Raw genomic sequence first — 18,557 nt, 5'->3', positions numbered from 1 at the left:
GAGGGAATGGTCGCTGGGATGGCTGCGCTATTCGCGTGCTTGCCGGCCCCAAGGCCAGTGGTATGGTCGTGAGCAATGCAGCAAAGAGGGAGGCGTGAGCCCGTGAGTGGGGACGGATCCAGGCGCAAACGACCGGGTACCAAGGGCAAACCGTCCACCCCGGCGGCGCAGCCGGCGCGCGTCCGGACGGTGAAGGAGATCGCCGCCGCCGCCAACGTATCGGTCGCTACCGTATCGCGTGCGCTGCAACGGCCGGAGATCGTCAGCGAGACCACGCGCCAGCACATTCATGAAGTGGTGAAGCGGCTGGGTTACACGCCCAACGCTTTGGCACGCAACCTGCGCACGGCACGCACGCGCCTGATCATCGCGCTGCTGCCCGACATCGCCAACCCGTTCTTCTCGGAGGTGATCCGCGGCATCGAGCAGGTGGCGCACGAGAGTGGCTATTCCGTGCTGCTGGGCGAAACGCAGGGCAGTCTGGTGCGCGAGCAGGCGTATGCGGACATGGTGGCGGCGCGACAGGCCGACGGCATCATCACCATGTCGCCACGCGTGCCGGCGATCCCGGTGCAGGGGCGGTTGCCGGTGGTCAACGCCTGCGAGTACGTCAAGGACGCGCAGATCTCCAGTGTCTATGTCGACAACGTTGCTGCGGCGGGCGTCGCGGTCGATTATCTGGTGATGCTTGGTCACCGGGACATCGCCTTCGTCGGTGGCCCGCCGTCGAGCCCGATCTGTGTGGATCGCGAGCAGGGCTACCGGCTCGCCTTGAAGCGCGCGGACATGGCGTTCCGCGCCAACCTCACTGTTGCGGGCGACTTTTCCATCGAAGCAGGGGAGCGCGCCATTGAGCTGCTGCTGGCGCAGGGGCGATCCTTCAGTGCGGTGTTCTGCGCCAATGACGAAATGGCTATCGGCGCCATGCGCGCACTCGCTGCGCATGGCCTGCGCGTGCCGGAGGATGTCTCCGTTGTCGGCTTCGATGACATCCGCTTCGCGCGCTACACCACCCCCGCGCTGACCACCGTCGCCCAGCCGAAGAACGCGCTGGGGCGCGAAGCCATGACCATGCTTATTGAGCTGTTGAACGATACCGGGGTACCGCCGCGCAAGCGCGTGCTGTCGGCGGATCTGGTGGTGCGAGGTTCGAGCGCGCCGCCTTCGCGCACCCGCTGAAGGCTGTCTGGCAGCTGCGGCGCCGACCCTGCGGAAAGGCCGCGTGAACGATGCGTCGATGGGTAGCAAACGAATGGGCGAGCGGCGTTTCCACCGCCCGGAATCGCAAAAATCTGGCCGGCTCGACCCGGGAATCTGTGCTACATTTTTGACCAGACAACGGCGTCACACCCGTTGTCTCCACGGAGATTGTCGAGCCACGTCCACCGCCCATCCACCGGGCGGTAAGTCCAGCCAGATTTTCCGGAGCGCAAGCGATGGCACTCACCCGCCGCGAGTTCATCAAGTTCACCGGCCTGGGCTTAGCAGCATCGAGCCTCGGCATGCTCGGCTTCGGGGCCTCGGGGGAGGCGCAAGCCGCCGCCGTCCGGCCTTTCAAGCTCGCCCACGCCACGGAGACGCGCAACACCTGCACGTACTGCTCGGTGGCCTGCGGCATCCTCATCTACAGCATGGGTGATCGCGCGAAGAACGCGCTCTCCAACATCATCCATATCGAAGGCGATCCGGATCACCCGGTCAATCGCGGCACGCTATGCCCCAAGGGTTCGGCGCTGCTCGATATCGTGCACGCGCCCACGCGGCTGAAAGCGCCGCGCTATCGCAAGCCGGGCGGCACGGAGTTCGAGGAAGTCTCCTGGGATTTCGCGCTGGATCGCATCGCGCGCCTGATGAAGGACGACCGCGACAAGAACTTCATTGCCAAGAACGCCGCCGGCACCACGGTCAATCGCTGGACCAGTGTGGGCATGCTGGCGGCCTCCGCGTCGTCCAGTGAAACCTCGTACCTCACGTGGAAGGTGGTGCGATCCCTCGGCATGGTGGTGTTCGACAACCAGGCGCGCGTCTGACACGGACCGACGGTGGCCAGTCTGGCCCCATCATTCGGTCGCGGTGCAATGACCAACACCTGGCAGGACATCAAGAACGCTAACGTCGTGATCGTCATGGGTGGCAATGCCGCCGAGGCGCATCCGTGCGGCTTCAAGTGGGTGATCGAGGCGAAGATCGAGAACGGCGCCAAGCTCGTCGTGGTCGATCCGCGCTTCACGCGCACGGCGTCGGTAGCCGATTACTACGCACCGATCCGTCCCGGTACGGACATCGCTTTCCTCAGTGGCGTGATGCGCTACCTGCTGGAGAAGGATGCGATCCAGCATGAGTACGTGCGCTCCTATACCAACGCCAGCCTGATCGTGAAGGATGGCTTCGCTTTCAACGATGGCTTGTTCAGCGGCTACAACGAGGAAACGCACGCCTACGACAAGTCGAGCTGGGATTACGAGCTGGACGACCAGGGCTTCGCCAAGTCCGACGATACGTGGCAGAACCCGCGTTGTGTGATCAACCTGCTCAAGCAGCACGTGGCGCGTTACACGCCGGAGATGGTGTCGCGCATCTGCGGCACGCCGCAGGACAAGTTCCTGCATGTGTGCGAGCTGATGGCCAGCACCGCCGCGCCCGACAAGGCCATGACCAGCCTGTTCGCACTGGGCTGGACGCAACATTCGGTGGGCGCGCAGAACATCCGCTCCATGGCGATGGTGCAACTACTGCTGGGCAATATCGGCGTGGCCGGCGGCGGCATGAACGCCTTGCGCGGGCATTCCAACATCCAGGGGCTGACCGACGTCGGCCTGCTTTCCAACCAGATGCCGGGCTACATGAATCTGCCCCAGGACAAGGAAACCGATCTCGACGTCTACATGAAGACCAAGCTGTTCAAGCCGCTGCGCCCTGGGCAAACCAGCTACTGGCAGAACTACAAGAAGTTCTTCGTGAGTTTCCAGAAGGCGATGTTCGGTGACGCCGCCACGCAGGACAATCAATGGGCCTTCGACTGGCTGCCGAAGCTGGACGTACCGCTGTACGACATCATCCGGGCATTCGAGATGATGAATAACGGCCAGATGACGGGCTACATCTGCCAGGGCTTCAACCCGCTGCAGGCGTTTCCGGATCGAGGCAAGATCCGGCGCGGCCTGAGCAAGCTGAAGTTTCTCGTCACCATGGACCCGCTGGACACCGAAACCTCGCGTTTCTGGCAGGACTTCGGTCCGCAAAACCCGGCACATTCCGCGGACATCCAGACCGAGGTGTTCCAACTGCCGACCACGTGTTTCGCGGAAGAGAACGGCTCGCTGGTCAATTCGGCGCGTTGGTTGCAATGGCATTGGAAGGCGGCGGAAGGGCCGGGCAAGGCGAAGTCCGACATCTGGATCATGAGCGGCATCTTCCATCGCCTGCGCGAGATGTACCGCAAGGAAGGCGGTGCCTTCCCCGATCCCTTGCTCAACGTGACGTGGAAGTACACCGATCCCATCAATCCGGATCCGGAAGAGTTGGCCAAGGAAATGAATGGCCGTGCGTTGACCGATCTCACCGATCCAGCCACCAACACGGTGGCGACCAAGGCCGGCACTTTGTTGGATGGCTTTGCGCAGTTGCGCGATGACGGTACGACGGCATCTGGTTGCTGGATTTTCGCCGGCTGCTTTACCGAAAAAGGCAATCAGATGGCGCGCCGTGACGCCACCGATCCACGCGAGCAGGGCATTGCGCCGAACTGGGCGTGGGCGTGGCCGGCCAACCGACGCATTCTCTACAACCGCGCCAGCGCAGACCCCGATGGCAAGCCGTGGAATCCAGCCAAGCCGGTGATCTCATGGAATGGCACGCGCTGGGTGGGCATCGATGTGCCCGATTACGGGCCCACGGTGAAGCCGTCCGACGGCGTTGGTCCCTTCATCATGAATGCCGAGGGCATGGGGCGCCTGTTTGCTCGCGACCTGATGGCGGAGGGTCCCTTCCCGGAGCACTACGAGCCGCTGGAATCGCCGGTGGAGAACGTGCTTCATCCCAAGATAAAGAACAACCCAGCGGTGCGCGTGTTTGCCGACGACCGCGCGGCGTTTGGCAGTCCAGACAAGTTTCCGTACGTGGCCACCACCTATCGCCTCACTGAGCATTTCCACTACTGGACCAAGCACGCGCTGATCAACGCCATCCTTCAGCCGGAGGAGTTCATCGAGATCGGTGAAGTGTTGGCGAAGGAAAAGGGCATCGAGCAGGGTGGCTGGGTGAAGGTGTCGTCCAAGCGGGGCGAGGTGGTATGCAAGGCGTATATCACCAAGCGCATCAAGCCGATGATGGTGGATGGCAAACCCACGCATGTGATCGGCTGCCCCATCCACTGGGGCTTTACCGGCCAGGCCAGGAAGGGTTACGGCGCCAACACGCTGACGCCGTCCGTCGGCGATGCCAACACACAGACGCCGGAGTTCAAGGCGTTCCTCGTCAACGTCGAAAAGACCAGCGCACCGGTAGCGGCCTGAGGGAATCGCCATGTCTGACCTGCAATCGCAAGACTACGTCCGCCGCTCCGCGTCAACCATGACGCCACCCAAGGCGCGCAGTTACGAAGACCAAGTGGCCAAGCTGATCGACGTCAGCCGTTGCATCGGTTGCAAAGCCTGCCAGTCGGCGTGCATGGAATGGAACAACCTGCGGCAGGAGATCGGCCACTTCGAAGGCTCGTACCAGAACCCGGACGACTTGAGCCCCGACGTGTGGACGCTGATGAAGTTTGCGGAGTACGAGAACGAGCAGGGCAACCTGGAGTGGCTGATCCGCAAGGACGGCTGCATGCACTGCGAAGATCCGGGTTGCCTGAAAGCGTGCCCGGCGCCGGGCGCCATCGTGCAGTACGCCAATGGCATCGTCGATTTCATCAGCGACAAATGCATCGGCTGCGGCTACTGCGTGAAAGGTTGCCCGTTCGACATTCCGCGCATCAGCAAGAAAGACCACAAGTCGTACAAGTGCACGCTGTGCTCCGACCGCGTATCGGTCGGATTGGAGCCCGCATGCGTCAAGGCGTGTCCTACCGGCGCCATCATGTTCGGCTCCAAGACCGACATGAAGAGCTGGGCGGAGGAGCGCATCGTCGATCTGAAGTCTCGCGGCTTCGAGCAAGCCGGCCTGTATGACCCGCAGGAAGTCGGCGGCACCCACGTGATGTACGTGCTGCACCACGCGGACAAGCCATCGCTGTATTCGGGCCTGCCCGACAAGCCACGGATCAGCCCGATGGTGATGGCGTGGAAGGGCATCATCAAGCCCATCGCTGTAGTCGGCATCGCGCTGGCGGCGCTGGCCGGCTTCTTCCACTGGATCACCGAAGGCCCGAACGAGGTCACCGAAGAGGACGAGGCCGAAGGCAAGCGCGTTCTCGACGAAGCGGAGAAGACGCCATGAGCAGCTCCAAGACCGTGATCATCCGCTACACCAAGGTGAATCGCATCAACCATTGGATCACCGCCATCTGCTTTGTGTTGCTGACGCTGTCGGGGCTGGCGATGTTCCACCCGATGCTGTTCTGGCTATCGGGCCTGTTCGGTGGCGGGCAATGGATGCGCGCGGCGCATCCGTGGATTGGTTGCCTGCTGCTGCTCAGCTATCTCGGCCTGATCGTGCAGTTCTGGCGCGAGAACTTGGTGCACAAGAATGACGTGGAATGGCTGAAGCAGATGCGTTTCGTGGTGGCCAACGACGAGGAGCATGTGCCGCCGGTGGGGCGCAACAATGCCGGCCAGAAGTTTGTGTTCTGGTCGATGACCTTGCTTATTCCGGTGCTGTTCTTCTCGGGGCTGGTGATTTGGGAAGTCTATTTTGGTGAGGCCACTTCCATTCCGATGCAGCGTGCAGCCGTGCTGATCCACAGCCTGGCAGCCATCGCGGCGATCATCGTATGGGTGGTCCATGTGTACGCGGCGATCTGGGTGCGCGAGTCGGTGCGCGCCATGACGCAGGGTTACGTCACCCCAGGTTGGGCGTGGCGTCACCACCGCACGTGGCTGCGCGAAGTGGCGAATGGTGAGCACGGCAAAGACGTCATCAGGAAGCGCCCATGAAGCAAGCCGGCGCGCCGCCCGAAGGCAAATGGACTGGCCCGGCGCATGCCGGCGTCAAGGCACCCGATCCCATCCTGCTCGCTGATCCATCACGGCGCTTCGCTGCGACTGCGCAACGTCTGGGGAAACTATCCGCCGGGCATCCGTTGGAGCCGTGGCTACGTTTCATGGCGGTGCTGGCACAGGCGCAGCATGCTGTCGCCGCGGAAAGCGCTCCCGCAGCCACGCTGAGCGCGGAGATAGTGACGCGATGCGTCGATGCACGCCTGCCGCCACTCGCGGCCGATGGACATCATCGCGATGCCCAGTGGCGCGACGGCTTGGCCTTGCTGCTCGAGCGCATTGACGACAGCGAGTTGCCACAGGCTGCGCAAGACGCGATCGAGCAATTGCGTAATAGCGATGCAGTGGCGCAGGAGAAACTGGCGGACCGATTCCTGCGTGGCGGATTGACCGCTGCAGATACAGGCGCGGCGGTGTTCGTCGCCGCGGCGCTGCAGGTCTATTTCACCTGCTCGGCGGCACGCCTGAAGGTCGACACGTTGCGACTACTGGAAGAACGCGCGCTGTGTCCCTGCTGCGGCTCGCCTTCCGTTGCGGGCCTGATCACAGCCACCGGCATCACGCCGGGCACGCGCTACTTGTATTGCTCGCTGTGCTCCGCGGCGTGGAATCACGTGCGTGCCGTATGCATTACCTGTGGCGGCACGCGCCACCTGTCCCTGCGTAGCATCGAGGGTGATCCGGGTGTGGTGCAGGCCGAAACCTGCGATGACTGCCACACCTACGCCAAGCTGCTCTACCAATTGAAGGACACACAGGTCGACCCATACGCGGACGATCTGGCCTCGCTGGGTTTGGACATGCTGGTCACCGAAGCCGGCTACGCGCGGCATGCACCCAACCCGCTGTTGCTGGTGGGCGAAAGCGAAGCCATCGCGGACTAGTGGGTTTTCAGTGCAAGCCCAGTAGCACGGCAAGCGCGCCGCCCAGTATCCCGAAACCGACCACGGCGAATGCAATCACCACCAGCATTCGCCACGGGAAAGAGCGCCCAAGCATGGCCAGCGACGGTAGGCTTACCGGCGGCAGGGTCAACAGCAAGGCGGCGGCCGGTCCACCACCCAGGCCTAGTGCCAGCATGGCCTGCACGATGGGCACTTCGCCCGCCGTGGGAATGACGAACAACATGCCGGCCAGCGCCAACGCGACGATCCAGAACCACTGATCGCCCATCGCCGGGCTGACGTGCGGAAACATCCACGCGCGCACCGCACCCAGCAGCAAGACGATCACGATGTACTCGGGGATCAGTCGCAGGGTCATCCTGCCGAAGATCCGGGCCCAGCGCCGTCCCACCTCGGCGGGTGAGCGCGGCTCCGCTGCGGTGGGCGACCAGGCAACGGGTGCAGCCGGCTCGCCGGGCCCGGCCATGCGGTTGGCCACGTAGCCCAATCCGAACACCATCGGTATGCCCAGCAACAGGCGCAACGCCGTCCAATGCCAACCCAGCACGAAACCGGTGAACACCAAAGTGGCCGGGTTCAGCACGGTATTACCCAGCCAGAACGCCACCGCTGCGCCTGGCGACGCGCGGTGTTCGCGCAGGCCCACCACCACCGGCGCAGCGCAGCAGGTGCACATCATGCCGGGCACCGCCAGCAGACCACCGGCAAGGACGCTGCCGAAGTGGCGCTGGCCCAGCATGCGCTGCACCCAATCCACCGGCAGCAGCGCCTGGATGCCCGAGCCCAGCAATAGCCCCAGCAGCATCGCCTGCCAGATCGCCTTGCCGTAGGCCAGCGCGTAACCGAGCGCAGCGTTCCAGGAGGGCGCTGGCGCGCTGGCCGCGTCGCCCATCAGGATGGAATGGCCAATGGAATGCTGGTTGGCGGCGACAAAGGCACGCCCGTAATACGGCAACCATTTCACGTAGAACAGGCCGGCAACGGCCAGCAGAACAAATACGAGCAAGCGCCAGGAGCGCGTAGTCGGCAAAGTGGCAGACATGGATTCCCCGCGGCCCAACAGGTGGTGGCGGCCCTGACAGGGCACGATCTTGCCCACCGTGTGCCGCAGGCCTGATGCGCTGCGTCGGGGCAGGTTGTTCAGCGGCGGCGAAACCGCGCACGCATCCTGCTCGCCACCACATGAAGCCGAAGTCATGACCGTGGCGAACCTTGACCCCCGCTTGGTCAGCACCGCAGCATAGGGTCTCCTTGTGCGGCGATCAGCGTTATGACCGACTCTGAGGTGTCTCTCCTGCGTCAGCTCCCTGCGGTGGCCACGGTGTTGGCAACGGAGGAGGCCGCCGGTTTGCTGGAGCGCCACGGCCGGGTCGCCACCACAGATGCCATTCGCCAGGTCATCGACGAGGCGCGGCAGACTTTGCGAGTTACCCCCAGCACGCCTCCCGACGCAAACCAACTGGTGCAGCGCGCCGCACGCTTGCTGGATGCCTCGGCACTCGGCCTGCGCCCGTTGTTCAACCTCACCGGCGTCGTGCTGCACACCAACCTGGGTCGTGCCGTGCTGGCCGAGGTGGCGATCGAGGCGGCGACCGAGGCGATGCGTCACGCCGTAGCGTTGGAGTACGACCTGGACGACGGCACACGCGGCGAGCGCGACGATCACGTGCGTGCGCTGCTGTGCGAACTGACCGGCGCGGAAGACGCCACCGTGGTCAACAACAATGCCGCCGCCGTACTGCTTGGCCTGAACACCTTTGCGCTAGGGCGCGAGGCGGTGGTGTCGCGCGGCGAGTTGATCGAGATCGGCGGCGCGTTCCGCATGCCCGACATCATGGCGCGGGCCGGCGCGCACATGGTCGAAGTGGGCACGACCAATCGCACGCATCCCGCCGACTATCGCAACGCCTTCAACGAGCGCACCGGTATCGTGCTCAAGGTGCACACATCGAACTACCGCATCCAGGGCTTCACCGCCGAGGTCAGCGCGCGTGAGCTGGCAGTGATGGCGGACGCGGCTGGCGTGCCGCTGCTGAACGATCTGGGTTCGGGCAGTCTGGTGGACTTGTCACCGTACGGGCTGGCGCGGGAACCCACCGTGCGCGACGCCGTGGAAGAGGGCGCGCGGTTGGTCACGTTCTCCGGCGACAAGTTATTGGGCGGTCCGCAGGCGGGCTTTATCGTCGGCGACCGCACGCTGATCGGTCAGATCAACCGCAACCCGCTCAAGCGTGCACTGCGCGTGGACAAGGTGCGCCTTGCTGCCATCGAGGCGACGCTGAAGCTGTATCGCGATCCGGATCGCCTTGCGCAGCGCCTGCCTACGTTGCGCTTTCTCGCGCGCCGCAAGGCGGATATCGATGTACAGGCTCAACGCCTGCAGCCGTTGGTGGCCGAGCGGCTTGGCGCTGCCTTCATCGTCGACGTCGGCGACTGCCTGAGCCAGGTCGGTTCTGGCGCGCTTCCGCTGGATACGCTCGCCAGCGCCGCTCTGCGGATACGTGCGCGTGGCAGTCAGCGTGACGTGGAACAACTGGCCGCCGCGCTGCGGGCATTGTCGCGTCCGGTGGTTGGACGCATCACCGACGGTGCATTGCATTTGGATCTGCGCTGCCTGGAGGAAGCGGACGAAGCCACGTTCGCCTCGACGCTGGCGCAGTGGAATCCTGACGCTGGAGTCGCGCACCCTCCATGATCGTCGGCACCGCAGGCCACATCGATCACGGCAAGACGTCGCTGGTGAAAGCACTGACCGGCGTGGACGCGGATCGCCTGAAGGAAGAAAAAGCTCGCGGCATCACCATTGACCTCGGCTTTGCCTATCTGCCGCTCGATGATGGTTCGGTGCTTGGTTTTGTCGACGTACCCGGTCACGAGCGTTTCGTGCACACCATGGTGGCCGGTGCCAGTGGTATCGATCTCGCGTTGCTGGTGGTGGCGGCCGACGACGGTGTGATGCCGCAGACGCTGGAGCATCTGGCCATCCTCGATCTGCTCGGTGTTCGCCGTGGCCTGATCGCACTCACCAAGGCGGACCTGGCGACACCCGAACGACTCGCCGACGTGAGCGTGCAGATTCGTGAGGCCACGGCGGGCACGGTGCTTGAGGGCGCGGACATCCTGCCGGTGTCCTCGACAACTAGTGCAGGCATCGATGCATTGCGCGATCGACTTGCCGCTGAGGCGCGCCGCTTGGGTGAGCGTGCTGGCGACGGTCGTTTCCGACTTGCCGTGGATCGCGTGTTCACGCTGGCGGGTATTGGCGTCGTGGTGACCGGCACCGTGTTGTCCGGCGTGGTGCGCGTGAAGGACTCTGTGATGCTAAGCCCCTCAGGGCTCACCGCGCGCGTGCGTTCGCTGCATGCGCAGAATCGCCCGGAGGAACGGGGGCAGGCCGGCGACCGCTGCGCACTCAACCTGACCGGTGAGGACATCACCAAGGACGCCATCCATCGTGGCGACATGGTGGTCGATCCTTTCTTGCACGCACCGACCGACCGCATCGACGCGCAACTGCATGTGCTACCCAGCGAACCCAAGCCGATGGGTCAATGGTTTCCAGCGCGATTGCACCACGGCGCGGCGGAGGTCGGTGTTCGCGTCGTACTGCTGCAGGGCGGTTCGCTGCTGGCCGGTCACACAGCCAATGTGCAACTGGTGCTGGACCGTCCCATCGCTGCCGCCGCGCTCGATCGCTTCGTACTGCGCGATGTTTCGGCGCAGCGAACCATCGGTGGCGGCCGCTTTCTGGACCTGCGGCCGCCGTCGCGCCAGCGCCGCACGGCCGGCCGCGTCGCGGTACGCGAGGCACTCGCCATCGATGATCCACAACGCACTTTGGCTGCGTTGCTGGAGGCGCCGCCGTTTACCTGGGATCTTCTCGGCTTTGCGCGCGACCGTGCGCTGGCCGAAACGACGCTCGACGATATCGTTGCCGCGCTGACGCCCGTCGTGTTCGATGCTGGCGAGCAGCGCATCGCGATGAATCCCGCACATTGGCAAACCTTTGTCGCCAATCTCACGGGATACCTGCAGGATTTCCACACCGCCAACCCTGACCTGCAAGGCGTCAGCCGGGAGAAGCTGCGGCTGGCAACGCAACCCAAGTTGCCGCCGGCGGCCTTTGCGCAGGCGCTGCAACACGACGATGTGGTCGGCAGTGTGGTTCGCGATGGTGCATTCGTGCGCCTTGCCAGCCATTCCATGCAGTGGCTCCCCGAGCGCGAGGCGCTATGGCAGAGCATCGCGCCGTTGCTGGGTGGTGAGGCCCGCTTTCGCCCGCCGCGCGTGCGTGACATCGCGGCGGAGTTGGCACGTCCGGAACAGGAAATCCGGCGGCTGATGGCGTTTGCCGCGCGCTTGGGCCTGGTCGATGAGGTGGCGCATGATCACTTCTTTCTACGCACGACCATGCATGAAATGGTGTTGATCGCTGCCGACATCGCTGCGCAGATACCGGACGGCCGCTTCACCGCAGCGCAGTTTCGCGACCGGTTGGACAACGGGCGCAAGGTGGCCATCCAGATACTGGAATTCTTCGACCGGCAAGGCGTGACGCTCAACCGGGGTACCGTACGCAGGATCCAGGCTGGCTACCTGGACTTGTATGGCCCCGCGTCTGCGGTAACCTCAATCCATGGAAGAGCATCGTCCCCGGTGGGGCGTCCGGACTTCAAATCCGGGTGAGGCAGCCCAGACTGCCTCGGGTGGGTTCGACTCCCATTCTCTTCCGCCATTTGCGCGGACAGGCTCTTAGGTGATCTCGATACCCGGCGCACCCGACACGGCGGTACCGATGATGCTTGCGCGCGAATAGCCCGAGTCCTCAATCATCGCCCGAATGGCCTCGGCGCGTTCGGCCTTGCAGGCCACCAGCAGGCCGCCCGACGTCTGCGGATCGGTGAGCAGGGCGCGCTGCCACTCCGGCATGCCATAGGGGAGGGTGATGCTGTCGCTGTAGCTGTCCCGGTTGCGATGGGATGCACCGGTGATATAGCCAGCCTGCGCCAGTGCCTCTGCTTGCGTGAAGAAGGGCAGGCGTGACGCCTCGATGCGCAGACGCACACCACTGGCTCGCGCCATTTCCAGGCCGTGACCCAGCAGGCCGAAGCCGGTGACGTCGGTGATCGCGTGGACGTCCTTATCCTTCGCCAGGGCGTGACCGACGCTGTTGAGCTGCGTGGTCGATGCAACCATTTCCGCATACGCCTCGGGTGGCAGCGCCTGCTTCTTGAAGGCCGCCGAATAGATGCCCACACCCAGGCCCTTGGTCAGGATGATGGCGTCACCCGCCTGCGCACCACCATTGCGACGCACATCGGCTGGCGCGCAAAGGCCGATAACGGCAAGGCCGTAGATCGGTTCGGCCGAATCGATGGAGTGTCCGCCCGCAATGGGAATGCCCGCTTGCGCGCAGATCGCTTCGCCGCCGGCAAGAATGGCGCGCACGGTATCCACGTCCAGCTTGTTGAGCGGCATGCCGAGGATCGCCAGCGCCATGATCGGTTTGCCGCCCATCGCATAGATGTCGGACAGCGCATTGGCGGCGGCAATGCGGCCAAAATCGAAGGGGTCATCCACCACCGGCATGAAGAAATCGGTGGTGGCGATGACGCAGGTGTGCTCATCCACCTGCCATACCGCCGCATCGTCACTCGCTTCGGTACCTACCAACAGTTGCGCAAAAGGCATCGCCGTCGGCTTGTCGGCCAACAGTTGCTGCAACACCGATGGCGCGAGCTTGCAGCCACAACCGCCACCATGGGCAAGGTCGGTCAAACGAACAGAGGTCATGCTGGATCCTACGAAAGTGCCAATGGCGCGCGGCCATGTTCCGCGAAGCATAGCGAAAGTCGCGCGACGCTAGCGTCGATGCATGGGCTGGACGTAACGCCTGGCACTGCCGCTCTCCCGGCCCTTTGGCGTACGGTCGCCGCAAAGCGCATCACGTACCCATTCGGAGAAATACACCATGCATCACTCCCGCCTTTGCGCGCTGCTTATCGATTGCAACGTGCCCGACATCGACGCCGCCGCCCGTTTCTGGGCACAGGCCCTGGGGCGGCCGGTCGACATGAGCCACCCCGGCACGCGCGGCAACTACCGCATGCTGGAAACGCCGGAAGACGAGCCCATCGTCCAGCTTCAGCGCGTGGAACACGAGAGCCGAGTTCACCTGGACATCGAAACCGACGATATTCCTGCCGAAGTCGCCCGGCTGGAAAAACTGGGCGCGCAAGTCGTGAGCCGGTTGGAGCGCTGGGTGGTGATGCAAGCGCCCTCGGGGCACCGATTCTGCGTGGTGCGGATACAGCGCCCGGGATTCCCGAAGAATGCCAATCGCTGGGAGTGACGGACGTGGCATACGGAAGGGCGAGACACGGCTAAGCTATGCGGTCCTTTTCCTACGTTCCATTTCGTCTTGAAGTACACGATGAATTTTCGTTCGACCGCGCTGGTGCTGTTGGTGAGTTTGGGTCTGGCTTCGTCCGGAGCGTGGGCCGCCACGCCCGCGAAACCCAGCGTGCGGGTGGGCTCCTATCGCGTCGAGCGGGACGTCACGCCCGGTCGCAACAAAGTGGTGGGCACGCTGACAAACGTGGGCCATAAGCCGGTGCACTCGGCCAAGGTCAGCTTCCGGCTGTTCGACGCCAAAGGGCACGCGATTGGTCGTGCTACCGACGAAGTGCACGACCTGGGGCCGGGCCAGAGCCAGAAATTCCACGCTAACGCACGCGGCAATGTCAGCCGGGCGCGGCTGCTGCGGGTAGAGACGCGCTAAGGCAGGTTATTCGTGCTGCCCATGACACTCTTGTCATGGCGGACATTGCCAGCCAAGCCTTTGCCGTTCATATTGACGGACATGGCTGACGCCATAGGGATGCGGCTGCGTCGTTCAGAACCGCAGGCGCAAAAGGGGGCGCGGTGGCACTCAATAGCAAGGCATTGCTTCTGATCCTGGCGGTGCTGTCTCTCGCGGTCGGCGGCTACCAAGCCGTGTTGTTCAGCAAGGGCCACTTCGTTGGGTCGTCCTTTCAGGCGATCTGGTCGCTGGTGTTTTTAGTGCTTCTCGTGCTTTGGGTAGATCAAGATTGCCGCGAACGAAAGAACATCTACCGACCCTTTGAGTTCGGTTTTTTGGTGTTCTTGTTCTGGTTGCCCTACCTGCCGTACTACTTGCTGCGAACACGGAAAGCCTGGGGCTTGCTGTGGCTTCTAGGCTTCGCGCTGCTTTTCTATTCCGGGTATGTGTTCCAGTGGGTCGTCTATCTGACGCGTTGAGTGTTCGCTTTCGACGCAGAGCGGATAAAACATTGGAAGCCTAGGAAAAGTCGGTTCACCGTCAGGTCCGTTTACGGCCCAAAATGGACCTGTGTAATGGGGCTACCAGAGCCGACTTTCGGGGTTGCCGCGATCGGCCTATTTTAGTGTTTAAGCTAACTACCTATGGAGGAGCGCATGGGCTCATGGAGTGCGAAAGTCTTCGAGGACGACTCCGCTTTGGATTTCCTTGAAGAGCAGCTAATTCCGCAGGCCGACCCACGGGTTGTCATGCGAGAGGCGTTCGAGACCGCACTTGCTGCGGACTATTTGGAGTATGACGCCGGCCAAGCGGTTCTTGCTTCTGCGGCGGTCATCGTCGCTGCGAAAGGCGGTCAGCCGTTGGACGATGACGAAACCGAGGCCCGGATAGCTTGGCGCGAGAGATTAGCCAAACTCGACTTTTCCTCGCTAGTCGAACTTGGTTCAAAGGCCTGTCTGCGGGTATGTGGCGAGTCCAGTGAACTCAGGGAGCTTTGGGAAGACGATGAGGGTTTGTTTACTGCCTGGATTCGCAATGTTGAATCGCTTGCGGAAGGCTTGAAGCACCGCCGCTCCGATCAGTGAACTGCACAGGACCGCGGACTTGTTCAATCAGTAGTTTTCATGATGCGCATATCCGCTCCCGACTCATGGCGGACTAGGATGATGCTACGCAATCTTCCAAAAGCGTGAGCCTAATGTCCTCTGTCGACCCGGAACTGGCGTACACAGCGCAACCATGAGGATATGCAGCCGAGTGCTTGTCAATCGCGCTTGGGTGTTCAGAACAGAGCCAAATCAACGTGATTGAGGGGGTGGTGATGCTTCGCAAGCAGGTCGTGCTCTGGGCGGATCTGGCCGGTACGGTGGTATTTGCTATCGAGGGTGCCAGTGCCGCCATCCATGCCGGATTGGATTTGCTCGGCGTGTTGGTGCTGTCATTCATGGTCGCGCTGGGTGGTGGCGTGATTCGCGATCTGTTGATTGGTGCAGCACCACCCAGCGCCATACGCGACTGGCGTTATCCCGTGCTGGCGTTTGCGGCGGGACTATTCACGTTTCTGCTTCATACGCAGGTGGAGGCGGTGCCTGTTATGGTGCTGACCACGCTGGATGCGGCTGGCCTCGCGTTGTTCGCGGTAGCCGGTGCGGAGAAGGCGCTCGATTTTGAGATCAACCCGTTCATCGCGACGCTGATGGGTACGATAACGGGGTGTGGCGGGGGCGTTATGCGCGACATGCTGCTTACACGGGTGCCGATGGTGCTGGTGGCGAATATCTATGCCAGCGCGGCCCTGCTGGGTGCGGCGGTGCTCGTTATCGGTCGACGCTTAGGGTGTCCTCCGGCCGTAGCGGCGGTGCTTGGTGGTGTCGTGTGCTTCGTGTTGCGAGTCGCGGCGGTTCGGTTCAACTGGCAGTTGCCGCGGGTTATCTGAAGGAAGCGCCCGGCTTTGTTTCGGAATGCGCGGTTAGAGCTCGTGTCACGGATGCTGGCGCGGGCTTCGAGTTCAAGCTTGGAGACATCCACAGCGTATAGATCTCCATCCCGAGCCCGTAGTGGGCCCGGGTGGAATGTCAGCATCCTCGAAAGGTGCGGGACAACGCGGATGTGCTTGATACAGCGCTTAACACCTGTTTTTGACGGGCTTACGGTTTGAAGAAAGCGCGGATGGCCTCCGCGATCTCGCCGGCATGCGTCTCCAGTGCAAAGTGACCGGTATCGAGGAACCTCACCTCTGCGCTGGGAATATCGCGTTTGAACGCTTCCGCGCCCGGTGGCAGGAAGAACGGATCGTTCTTGCCCCACACGGCCAGCAAGCGTGGCTGGTGTTTGCGGAAGTACGCCTGGAACGTGGGGTAGAGGGCGACATTGCTCTGGTAGTCGAAGAACAGATCCAACTGCACGTCATGCGCGCCTTCGCGAGCGAGGTAGTAGTTGTCCAACGCGATGCCGTCCGGTGATACCTGTGACTCGTCAGTGGTGCCGTGAACGTATTGCCAGCGCGTCGACTCCGGCGTCAGAAAAGCGCGCAGCGCATTGCGATTGGCGTCAGTGGGTTTCTCCCAATACGTACGAATGGGGTTCCAGCCGTCTTCGCTCAGCCCTTCCACGTAGGCATTGCCGTTTTGCGTAACGATGCCCTGGATCCGTTCCGGATGCCTCACGGCCAGGCGAAAACCTGTCGGTGCACCGTAATCGAACACGTAAACGATGTAGCGATCAAAACCGATGGCATCGGTGAGGCCGTCGATGATGTCGGCCAGATGGTCGAAGGTGTACTTGAATGCATCGCGCGATGGCATGTCCGTTTTCCCGAAGCCCGGCAGGTCGGGCGCGACGATGTGAAAGTGGTTGCTGAGCAGCGGGATCAAATCGCGAAACATGTGGCTAGAACTTGGAAAGCCGTGGAGCAGAAGCAACTTCGGTTTACCGGGTGTGCCCGCTTCACGGTAGAAAACGTCAAGGCCTTGGATAGCAGCGCTGCGATAGTGAATGGTCGACATGGCAATCTCCGTTACGTTGATTTGCATCGAGTGGGAATCAGGTGGTGGTGTTGCGCAGGGCGTCGATGATCAGGTCGGCAACCAGTGATGGCGCCGTCACGCTTGGCAAGTGGTCGACGGGATAGGCACGCGTATGCGCCTTCATCCGTTCGGCCATGAAGCGCTGTGTTCTTTCAGGAATCATGTGATCGTGTTGGGCCACGAGGTACCAGGCTGGTACGTGCTTCCACAGAGGGGCGCCAACGGGAACCGTGATGCACGCTGGTGAAATGGGGCGCTGAGCAGCGGCGAGTGCTTTTTGTTCTTGCGCGGTGGCGTGTTGCGCGAAAGCTGTTCCGAATGCCTCCGGCGGCAACCAGATCCGTCCGTCACTTGCTGGCACCAACGCCGGTGCTTTGTCGTCGTGTCCAAAGCGATTGAACACGTCGGCGACGGTTTCGCCCTCATCCGGCGCAAGGCCGGCGATATAGACCAGGGCTTTCACCTTCGGACTCTGCGTGGCTGCGATCACCGCACCGGCGTATGCGTGTGCCACCAGCACCACGGGGCCGTTGATCGTCGCCAGCACGCCATCGAGCGCCTTTACATCGTCGGCCAAGGAAGACAGGGGTAGTTCGAAAGTAACCGCATTGATGGACTTTTGGTGGATGAGATCAACCACCTTCTTCCAGCTCGATTCATCGGCCCAGGCACCGTGGGCCATTACCACCGCCGCCGATAGATCTTTCATGGTTTCGCCCTCCCAGGGATGAATGAAGTGGTTCTCTCGTCAGGCTGCCCGCACCAGACCGAGTAACCTGATAAATGTCGATTGAGAGGTTATTCTTGTGAAAAGTAACTTGTCAAGTGCTTCTGAGGTGGTTACGCTGATGCCAGGAGAATTCCATGACCACGACCATGCCCGCCCTTTTCCTGGCCGATGCCACCGGACTGGACTTCCTCAACTCCGTGGCGACGCCCGTCGATACGCCTGTCGACTGGCTCGCCGATGGCGAGGGACTGTTGAGCTGGCTTCAGCAGGCGCAGCTCGTGCCCGACGAGGTGCTTCGCGCTATTCGGGAGCGGGCAATTCCGGGCGAGATGGATCGGCTGGCCGGACAGGTGAGGGCGTTGAGGGAGTGGTTCCGTATCTTCGTTCGCGATCGGAAAGGGCGGCCACTCACGCCGGAAGATCTGGTTGAACTCGAACCCTTGAATGAGCTGCTCCGGCGTGACGAGCGCTTCAGCGAGATCGTTGCGCAGCCGTCGGAGGTCGCGCAAGCGTTTACGTTGGTCGCGAAGCGCCGCTGGCATTCACCCGAGGCATTGCTGCTGCCGATCGCCGAGGCGATGGCCCGCTTGATCTGCGACGAAGACTTCTCGCACGTGAAAGCCTGCGAAGGGCCTGCCTGTACCTTGCTCTTTGCCGACCACACGCGGGGACACGCCCGTCGCTGGTGCAGCATGGCGTTCTGCGGCAATCGCGCAAAACAGGCCGCCCATAGGCGTCGTCAGAAGGAGGCGGAAGCTTAAGGCGCGACGCCTATCGCGATGATCGATATAGCATCTGACCAAGAGCGCATACTCAGCCGAGTGTACGCAGCGAGCCGCGCATCCTTCATAAGGAGGTGAGGCACGCGAAGGATACGGAACATCCACCGGCGTGTGACTCGTAGGCTCAAGGTGTCCGATCCGATGCACGGCGGACATC

General features: G+C 62.7%; 17 protein-coding genes and 1 tRNA gene. 14 read left to right on the top strand and 4 right to left on the bottom strand.

Annotated features, from left to right (window positions below):
• Positions 1-102: 102 nt before the first annotated feature.
• From DyAD56_RS08520 to fdhE, 5 genes are all read left to right on the top strand, one after another.
• Positions 103-1,179 (top strand): LacI family DNA-binding transcriptional regulator, encoded by a 1,077-nt coding sequence (locus tag DyAD56_RS08520; RefSeq protein ID WP_233202343.1) that lies wholly within the window; start codon positions 103-105, stop codon positions 1,177-1,179.
• Between the two features lie 257 nt (positions 1,180-1,436).
• Positions 1,437-4,514 (top strand): formate dehydrogenase-N subunit alpha, encoded by a 3,078-nt coding sequence (gene fdnG, locus DyAD56_RS08515; protein ID WP_102302336.1) that lies wholly within the window; start codon positions 1,437-1,439, stop codon positions 4,512-4,514.
• Between the two features lie 10 nt (positions 4,515-4,524).
• Complete coding sequence (gene fdxH / locus DyAD56_RS08510) at positions 4,525-5,436, top strand: formate dehydrogenase subunit beta (RefSeq protein WP_102302335.1); 912 nt, start codon at positions 4,525-4,527, stop codon at positions 5,434-5,436.
• Entirely contained in the window at positions 5,433-6,092 is a 660-nt protein-coding gene (locus DyAD56_RS08505; RefSeq protein WP_102302334.1) for a formate dehydrogenase subunit gamma, read from the top strand. The genes fdxH and DyAD56_RS08505 overlap by 4 nt, the downstream gene beginning before the upstream one ends.
• A complete protein-coding gene (fdhE, locus tag DyAD56_RS08500; protein ID WP_102302333.1) occupies positions 6,089-7,039 on the top strand; it encodes a formate dehydrogenase accessory protein FdhE in 951 nt (316 codons plus the stop codon). Before DyAD56_RS08505 ends, fdhE begins: the two co-directional genes overlap by 4 nt.
• A 7-nt stretch (positions 7,040-7,046) precedes the next feature.
• Here the strand turns inward: fdhE and DyAD56_RS08495 are convergent, their stop codons facing one another.
• Positions 7,047-8,102, bottom strand: a complete 1,056-nt coding sequence (locus DyAD56_RS08495; protein ID WP_102302592.1) for a permease — start codon at positions 8,100-8,102, stop codon at positions 7,047-7,049.
• 219 nt (positions 8,103-8,321) lie between these two features.
• Here DyAD56_RS08495 and selA point away from each other — a divergent pair, with 219 nt between their 5' ends.
• From selA to DyAD56_RS08480, 3 genes are all read left to right on the top strand, one after another.
• Positions 8,322-9,755, top strand: a complete 1,434-nt coding sequence (gene selA / locus DyAD56_RS08490; RefSeq protein WP_233202364.1) for an L-seryl-tRNA(Sec) selenium transferase — start codon at positions 8,322-8,324, stop codon at positions 9,753-9,755.
• The gene (gene selB, locus DyAD56_RS08485) at positions 9,752-11,746 is read left to right on the top strand and encodes a selenocysteine-specific translation elongation factor (RefSeq protein ID WP_102302331.1); all 1,995 of its coding nucleotides are present in this window, start codon (positions 9,752-9,754) and stop codon (positions 11,744-11,746) included. The genes selA and selB overlap by 4 nt, the downstream gene beginning before the upstream one ends.
• Positions 11,699-11,795, top strand: a tRNA-Sec gene (locus tag DyAD56_RS08480). The genes selB and DyAD56_RS08480 overlap by 48 nt, the downstream gene beginning before the upstream one ends.
• A 17-nt stretch (positions 11,796-11,812) precedes the next feature.
• On the opposite strand, the gene selD is transcribed toward DyAD56_RS08480, so the two are convergent.
• Positions 11,813-12,853 carry a selenide, water dikinase SelD gene (gene selD / locus DyAD56_RS08475; RefSeq protein ID WP_102302330.1) on the bottom strand — a complete coding sequence of 347 codons (1,041 nt, stop codon included), beginning with the start codon at positions 12,851-12,853 and terminating at the stop codon, positions 11,813-11,815.
• A 178-nt stretch (positions 12,854-13,031) separates the two neighbouring features.
• Here selD and DyAD56_RS08470 point away from each other — a divergent pair, with 178 nt between their 5' ends.
• The 5 genes from DyAD56_RS08470 to DyAD56_RS08450 all read left to right on the top strand — a co-directional run bounded on the left by DyAD56_RS08470 (position 13,032) and on the right by DyAD56_RS08450 (position 15,798).
• Positions 13,032-13,412 carry a VOC family protein gene (locus DyAD56_RS08470; RefSeq protein ID WP_102302329.1) on the top strand — a complete coding sequence of 127 codons (381 nt, stop codon included), beginning with the start codon at positions 13,032-13,034 and terminating at the stop codon, positions 13,410-13,412.
• A gap of 81 nt (positions 13,413-13,493) precedes the next feature.
• Entirely contained in the window at positions 13,494-13,841 is a 348-nt protein-coding gene (locus DyAD56_RS08465; RefSeq protein WP_102302328.1) for an FxLYD domain-containing protein, read from the top strand.
• Between the two features lie 143 nt (positions 13,842-13,984).
• Positions 13,985-14,341, top strand: coding sequence for a hypothetical protein (locus tag DyAD56_RS08460; RefSeq protein ID WP_102302327.1), 357 nt, complete (start codon positions 13,985-13,987; stop codon positions 14,339-14,341).
• A 177-nt stretch (positions 14,342-14,518) separates the two neighbouring features.
• On the top strand, positions 14,519-14,947 hold the full coding sequence (locus DyAD56_RS08455) for a DUF4259 domain-containing protein (protein ID WP_158241296.1): 429 nt from the start codon (positions 14,519-14,521) through the stop codon (positions 14,945-14,947).
• 236 nt (positions 14,948-15,183) lie between these two features.
• Positions 15,184-15,798 (top strand): trimeric intracellular cation channel family protein, encoded by a 615-nt coding sequence (locus DyAD56_RS08450; RefSeq protein WP_102302325.1) that lies wholly within the window; start codon positions 15,184-15,186, stop codon positions 15,796-15,798.
• 211 nt (positions 15,799-16,009) lie between these two features.
• Here DyAD56_RS08450 and DyAD56_RS08445 read toward each other — a convergent pair whose 3' ends face one another.
• Both DyAD56_RS08445 and DyAD56_RS08440 read right to left on the bottom strand, forming a co-directional pair.
• Positions 16,010-16,867, bottom strand: coding sequence for an alpha/beta hydrolase (locus DyAD56_RS08445; protein ID WP_102302324.1), 858 nt, complete (start codon positions 16,865-16,867; stop codon positions 16,010-16,012).
• Between the two features lie 37 nt (positions 16,868-16,904).
• Positions 16,905-17,597, bottom strand: a complete 693-nt coding sequence (locus tag DyAD56_RS08440; protein WP_102302323.1) for an alpha/beta hydrolase — start codon at positions 17,595-17,597, stop codon at positions 16,905-16,907.
• Between the two features lie 155 nt (positions 17,598-17,752).
• On the opposite strand from DyAD56_RS08440, the gene DyAD56_RS08435 reads away from it, so the two are divergent.
• Entirely contained in the window at positions 17,753-18,379 is a 627-nt protein-coding gene (locus DyAD56_RS08435) for an ABATE domain-containing protein (protein ID WP_102302322.1), read from the top strand.
• Positions 18,380-18,557: the final 178 nt, after the last annotated feature.

It is taken from the genome of Dyella sp. AD56, assembly GCF_002878475.1.
In the GTDB taxonomy this organism is placed as follows: Bacteria; Pseudomonadota; Gammaproteobacteria; order Xanthomonadales; family Rhodanobacteraceae; genus Dyella.
This window is presented reverse-complemented; position numbering and strand designations above follow the sequence as displayed.

What these genes read in the sequence shown, in the direction of transcription:
- DyAD56_RS08440 (WP_102302323.1), bottom strand. Translation starts at nt 17,597, where the DNA reads ATGAAAGATCTATCGGCGGCGGTGGTAATGGCCCACGGTGCCTGGGCC.
- DyAD56_RS08465 (WP_102302328.1), top strand. Translation starts at nt 13,494, where the DNA reads ATGAATTTTCGTTCGACCGCGCTGGTGCTGTTGGTGAGTTTGGGTCTG.
- fdhE (WP_102302333.1), top strand. Translation starts at nt 6,089, where the DNA reads ATGAAGCAAGCCGGCGCGCCGCCCGAAGGCAAATGGACTGGCCCGGCG.
- DyAD56_RS08445 (WP_102302324.1), bottom strand. Translation starts at nt 16,867, where the DNA reads ATGTCGACCATTCACTATCGCAGCGCTGCTATCCAAGGCCTTGACGTT.
- DyAD56_RS08470 (WP_102302329.1), top strand. Translation starts at nt 13,032, where the DNA reads ATGCATCACTCCCGCCTTTGCGCGCTGCTTATCGATTGCAACGTGCCC.
- fdxH (WP_102302335.1), top strand. Translation starts at nt 4,525, where the DNA reads ATGTCTGACCTGCAATCGCAAGACTACGTCCGCCGCTCCGCGTCAACC.
- DyAD56_RS08495 (WP_102302592.1), bottom strand. Translation starts at nt 8,102, where the DNA reads ATGTCTGCCACTTTGCCGACTACGCGCTCCTGGCGCTTGCTCGTATTT.
- DyAD56_RS08450 (WP_102302325.1), top strand. Translation starts at nt 15,184, where the DNA reads ATGCTTCGCAAGCAGGTCGTGCTCTGGGCGGATCTGGCCGGTACGGTG.
- selD (WP_102302330.1), bottom strand. Translation starts at nt 12,853, where the DNA reads ATGACCTCTGTTCGTTTGACCGACCTTGCCCATGGTGGCGGTTGTGGC.
- selB (WP_102302331.1), top strand. Translation starts at nt 9,752, where the DNA reads ATGATCGTCGGCACCGCAGGCCACATCGATCACGGCAAGACGTCGCTG.
- DyAD56_RS08455 (WP_158241296.1), top strand. Translation starts at nt 14,519, where the DNA reads ATGGGCTCATGGAGTGCGAAAGTCTTCGAGGACGACTCCGCTTTGGAT.
- DyAD56_RS08435 (WP_102302322.1), top strand. Translation starts at nt 17,753, where the DNA reads ATGACCACGACCATGCCCGCCCTTTTCCTGGCCGATGCCACCGGACTG.
- DyAD56_RS08505 (WP_102302334.1), top strand. Translation starts at nt 5,433, where the DNA reads ATGAGCAGCTCCAAGACCGTGATCATCCGCTACACCAAGGTGAATCGC.